The organism is Streptococcus sp. A12 (genome assembly GCF_905372335.1).
GTDB lineage: Bacteria > Bacillota > Bacilli > Lactobacillales > Streptococcaceae > Streptococcus.
In genome coordinates this window covers 1-4,033 of record NZ_CAJPOU010000088.1, presented here as the reverse complement: position 1 = coordinate 4,033, position 4,033 = coordinate 1, and the positions used below count along the sequence as shown (strand labels likewise).

Genomic DNA, 4,033 nt, shown 5'->3' with positions numbered 1-4,033 from the left:
ACATCTCGAATGGCTTGTTTGGCTCCAAAAGTTGAGAAGGTCACAATTTGAGCCACATGAGGACTGCGGTAGCGATTTTTAACATACTGGATAAATTTGGGACGATAGACATCCGGAATATCAATATCAATATCTGGCATGGTATAGCGCTCTAAGTTCAAGAAACGCTCAAAGAGGAGATTGTTCTTGACCGGATCAATCCCTGTGATATCTAAGGCATAGGCTACTAGACTACCAACTGCTGAGCCACGGCCCATCCCCATATAGTAACCTTGGCTTCGACCAAACCGTAATAAATCCCAGACAATCAAGAAGTAGTCATCAAAGCCCATCTGATGGATGACAGCTAATTCATGACGCAAACGTTCTTGGTAAACCGTCTGGTCCAGACCCTTACTTCTCAAGCCCTCTTCAGCCAACTCACGTAATTCCTCGACTGCAGGTTTCTCTGGATTAAAGCGGGGAAGCTTTAATTGCGTATCAATCTCATAATGAACAGCCGCAAGAGTCTTCTCTAGATAAGAAATACTCTCTGGATAATTATGAGCAAAGGCCCGCTCCAACTCTTCTGGCGGCAATAACATCATGGAAGCAGCAACAGCTCCTACTTCCTTCAGACTGCAATTGTTTCGAATGGCGTGGAGCATCTGAAGACTTTCCAAATCACTCATTGAAAAATAGCGGACTGTATGGAGGGGGAAAACAGGACGAGAAAACTGTTTCGCTGGAGTATCTGGAAAGACACCAATCGCAAAGTCTTGGCCCAAGTCTAAATACTCAATCCCTTCAAAATAGGGAACGATGATGGCTAGATCATCCAACAAGTGTTGAAAGGCCGACCAGTCAGTTGTCCCCATCATTTTCATGCTGGAAATCTTGATTAAATGTTTATAACCTACGGTACCTAATGCAAGCAAACGGATAGACAAGGGACCCGCTGGTAACTCGACTTCCAAATCAAGACCTAGGACAGCCCCAATACCTGCTTTTTGGCACTCTTCTAAAAACTCGTAGGCCCCATATAAATTATCTATATCCATGAGACCAATTTGTTGGTAACCCATTTCTTTGGCACGCTGAATATAGTCTCGAATAGAGACTAAACTGTCCATAAAGGTATAAACCGATTTTGTGTCCAGTTGTGTAATCACCTTGCACTCCTTTTCGTCCGTTCTTTCCTTCTATTATACAGGAAATCCGCCAAAGAAGACACTCTTACCCATTGCCAATCCTGCCTAACAAAAAAAACAGATCAACTGATCTGCTTTCCTTTCTCTTACGGAAGACATGGGATTCGAACCCACGCACGCTGTTACACGCCTACCGCGTTTCCAACACGGCCTCTTAAGCCTCTTGAGTAATCTTCCAAACTAGTATCCATTATACGGAAAAGCGCTCCTCCTGTCAACAAAAAATTTAGGAATTGCTCACAAGATATCATTGCTTGATAGATTTTAAAGAAACAAAAAACGACAAGGATTTGTCGTTTGCATGTATAAAAATGGAGCCGGTGGGAGTCGAACCCACGTCCAAACATCTGCCAACATATTTGTCTACAACCATAGGTTATGTATTGGTTTAACAGCTCCTCGACACATAACTCAAGCCTAGGAACTGCGAGTCTATCAATCTCTTATCAAACTGCTAGACAAAGTTTGATCGTATCTCGCTAAAATTAAGACCTGTCATCAGACACGAGCAATCCGAATCGGGTCACGCCTGCTGGTTTTTAGGCAGCTAGAGCGTAAGAAGTGTTATTTTTTGCAGTTATATTTAACTGAGCGTTTACGTCGCCACACGAGTCGCAAAATATGCCTCATAATGCCTGTCGAATCCGTAACGACCCCAAAATGATATACTCAAGTTTATCATTTTTTGGGTAAAATGGCAAAAGAAAAAGAGGAATTCCTCCTCTTTCACTCTTATTGCAAGTTCAATTTGAATTTTGTTACATAATGAACTGTAAAGTACATCGCTACAATTTTCACTAGTTCATAGATATAAGCCGGAATAAAGTTAACGGCCAATACATCACTAAGGGTATCATAATAGCCACTTGACAGATATGAAAGGCTGGTTAACTCCACAGTAGGAAACATTCTTCCAATGATGCTAAGAACAACCCAAAGAATAAAACCAAAGACAAAGGCCATTACGACACGATGATTAATAAAGAGTTGGCCCAGTGAAATCGCACAATAGAGCATCAAAATCCCTGAAATGGTTGCTAACAATTGGAAAAACAAGGTTTGCCAAAATAGAGGGCCACCAATACGTTCAAGAAGTAGACCAAGCACCTCAAAGATATTCTGTTGTTGAGAAAGTCCAATTACACCTAGGAAAATAACCAAAGAAAGGACCAAGCTAATAAAACAGAAGATACTCCAAATCAAAGCAGAGGTAGCTTTTGCAAGTAAAACGGTATGAGAGCCAGTTGGCAAAGTCCAGGTCAAATAACCTTCTCGACCAAAAATATTATTGTAAAAACGACGAATAATAATGATATAGTTGGTCAAGGTCAACCCAATGTAACCCGCAAAAATAACCAGAACAACAATTCCAACAATCGTATAGGTTGTATCTGCTGTATAACTTGCTGCGCCAGTAATAACACTAGAAGCTAATAAACCAGCAAAAATAGCGAGAATAGCAAGCACACCCGAAATAATGAGATACCACTTATAGGTTGCTTTTAATTCATATTTCATTAATTTCCCAAACATAAGAGCCTCCTAATACATTCTAAATTGTTCACGGAAGATCTCATCAATCGATTTACCGTATTGGTTACGTAAAACAGTTGTGTTTTCATGCAACAGAATACGACCTTGATTGATAAAGAGTGCTTCATCCAAGACTTGCTCAACGTCCGCAATCAAGTGGGTTGAAATCAATACTGATGAGTTTGGACGACGATTTTGAATGATGGTTCTGAGAATGTAGTCACGCGCAGCAGGGTCCACTCCACCAATTGGTTCATCAAGAATGTACAAATCCGCTTCACGGCTCATGACCAAAATTAATTGAACTTTTTCTTTATTCCCTTTAGAGAGTTGTTTCAATTTTTGCTCTGGGTGCAATTGTAAATCGTTCAACAATTGATAGGCACGTTGCACATTGAAATCTTTATAGAAGTCTTGGAAGAAACGGAGAGTCTCTGAAATCTTCATATTCTCATCCAAATAAGTTGTATCTGGTAAATAAGAAACGACTTGTTTGGTTCTTGCAGACGGCACTTCACCATGGATGTAAACATTTCCCGAAGTAGGTTGCAAAAGCCCATTCACTAATTTAATGATGGTTGTTTTCCCACTTCCGTTTGGTCCTAACAAACCAATGATACGACCCGGTTGAATATTGACACTCACATCATATAAGGCAATATGCTTACCATACACTTTTTGAACATGGTCTAAGTAGACCAAAGGGTACTGATTCATAATCTTCTCCTTAATTTAATAATGATTCTATTATAACCTTACTAAGAAGTGATTGCAAGATATAATCGTAAAAGAAGATATAATATTCGTACTATTTGACATCCAAACCATCTTCACTAAAAAAGAGGGACATCTGTCCCTCCTTTAAAACAATTTTATTTAATTCCTAATGCAATCCGTGCATAGCGGCTCATTTTTTCAACCGTCCAAGCTGGATACCAGACCAATTTCACATCGACCTTGGTCACTTCTTCCATTCCTGTTAAAGCATCATAAATCTGATCCGTCAGCAAGTCTGCCAATGGACAGCCCATGGTGGTGAGGGTCATATCGATTTCTGTTTCACCGGTTTCACCATCAAACCGAATTTCGTAGACCAAACCAAGGTTGACAATATCTATACCTAATTCAGGATCGATGACCTGCTCTAGATTTTCAAGAATACGGTTTTTAATTTGTTCGATTTCTTCTGTCGTATAACTCATTCTTTACTCCTTCTTCACTCGGTTCAACCCCAGGAAGATTTTTTTGTTTACAGCAAGCCCTAGATTCAAAGGGCTCTAGAAAAGGGCACCCGGACCTAGATTGCTTTT

The 4,033-nt window shown here is 40.1% G+C and carries 4 protein-coding genes, 1 tRNA gene and 1 other RNA gene; all 6 read right to left on the bottom strand.

Annotated elements, in window-relative coordinates; translation table 11 throughout:
* On the bottom strand, window positions 1-1,151 hold a 1,151-nt coding region (locus QZ158_RS07915; protein ID WP_293887402.1), incomplete at its 3' end, for a PHP domain-containing protein.
* Between the two features lie 128 nt (window positions 1,152-1,279).
* Window positions 1,280-1,367 (bottom strand) — tRNA-Ser (locus QZ158_RS07910).
* Window positions 1,368-1,499: 132 nt separating this feature from the next.
* Window positions 1,500-1,847: a transfer-messenger RNA gene (ssrA, locus tag QZ158_RS07905) on the bottom strand.
* A 75-nt stretch (window positions 1,848-1,922) separates the two neighbouring features.
* Window positions 1,923-2,723, bottom strand: a complete 801-nt coding sequence (locus tag QZ158_RS07900; protein ID WP_125329600.1) for an ABC transporter ATP-binding protein — start codon at window positions 2,721-2,723, stop codon at window positions 1,923-1,925.
* 9 nt (window positions 2,724-2,732) lie between these two features.
* On the bottom strand, window positions 2,733-3,440 hold the full coding sequence (locus tag QZ158_RS07895) for an ABC transporter ATP-binding protein (protein ID WP_048691014.1): 708 nt from the start codon (window positions 3,438-3,440) through the stop codon (window positions 2,733-2,735).
* 155 nt (window positions 3,441-3,595) lie between these two features.
* Window positions 3,596-3,925 (bottom strand): metal-sulfur cluster assembly factor, encoded by a 330-nt coding sequence (locus QZ158_RS07890; protein WP_006596590.1) that lies wholly within the window; start codon window positions 3,923-3,925, stop codon window positions 3,596-3,598.
* Between the last annotated feature and the right edge of the window lie 108 nt (window positions 3,926-4,033).